1 pseudogene is annotated in these 1,174 nt (G+C 41.8%); it reads left to right on the forward strand.

Going from position 1 to position 1,174, the window contains the following annotated elements:
* Positions 1-657: 657 nt before the first annotated feature.
* Positions 658-1,085: pseudogene (locus tag AACQ83_RS24150) on the forward strand (helix-turn-helix domain-containing protein); the annotation flags it as partial.
* Positions 1,086-1,174 lie beyond the last annotated feature (89 nt).

A 1,174-nucleotide genomic window follows, 5' to 3' on the forward strand; every position in this document is an offset into this window, starting at 1 on the left:
GTGATTAAACAGAATACCAGTATAAAAGACAGTCAGGCGGCTAAACGTCGAAGAGCCATTTGGTCAGAGGAATTCCGTAGTCAACTTATCTTTGATTAAATTAAATACAAAGTGGAATCCCGCCCTGCTGGCATGGATGACAATGAATTAGCTGTTGATATATCAGAAACAATAGACAATGTTTTTTATTCCTAAATATAACCCGCGAGGTCAAGCTTTGTCATTTATAAATGCGTGGTAGGATCAAATCGAGATCGAATCTATAGGTATGGTTATGAACAAACAACAACCTTATATGGACGAGTGATCTCACCGCAGGATCCTGTGTGTTTATCAAAAATAATACCGGTCTGCTTTTTGCCCGTCATGTAACAGGCATCAGTGAGAGAGAGAGTTCTTGGTGGAAGGCATTCAATCGTCATTTAACAAAACAACGGCGTGTAATATCGAAGGCATTCAGGCCGATATGATATCCGGGAAAAATATAGCCTTCAGGAACAGCGTGAGTTTCTGGCTAGGCTGGACGTCTGTAAGCTGACTGATCTGCAAATTAAGCATATGCTGGCTGGTTTATCGCTAGCGTGTAAGACGGGCATATATACCCGTAATCATTGAAGATGCTTGATTTTATCCGAAATGGAGATCATTATCCTCGCTATGAAAATATTTATTACATCAGAACAAAAAATCAAACTTGAACGTCTTCACGACACCACTCGTGATGGTTAGGTACGAGACAGAATAAAAGCCATCCTTCTGGCTTCTGAAGGGTGGAGTTCTGTAATGATAGCCCAGGCATTGCGACTCCATCAGACCACTGTTGACCGCCACATCAGTGATTACCTTAATCAAGGTAAACTTAAATCTGATAATGGGGGTCTGATAGTTTACTTTCCCGAAAACAAACTGACTTTTTAATCAATCACTTATCTCAACATCTTTTCCATCACACCCATGAAATCGTGGCCTATGTCGCTCAGCTCTGGAAGATTACCTTTAGCATTCCCGGCATGAATAAATGGCTACACCGTCAGGGTTTTTCTTATAAAAATCTATGGTCACCCCCGTTTTTGCAACACAAATTTTGATGTATGGTGGGCTTGCGTAAATCTATTCTGCGTCTGGTGAGCAGTCATGCCCGCGCCACGATGAGTTCCGTGCCTGCCGAACCTTA

The sequence above is a fragment of the Photorhabdus sp. S10-54 genome, from assembly GCF_963878145.1.
In the GTDB taxonomy this organism is placed as follows: domain Bacteria; phylum Pseudomonadota; class Gammaproteobacteria; order Enterobacterales; family Enterobacteriaceae; genus Photorhabdus; species Photorhabdus kayaii.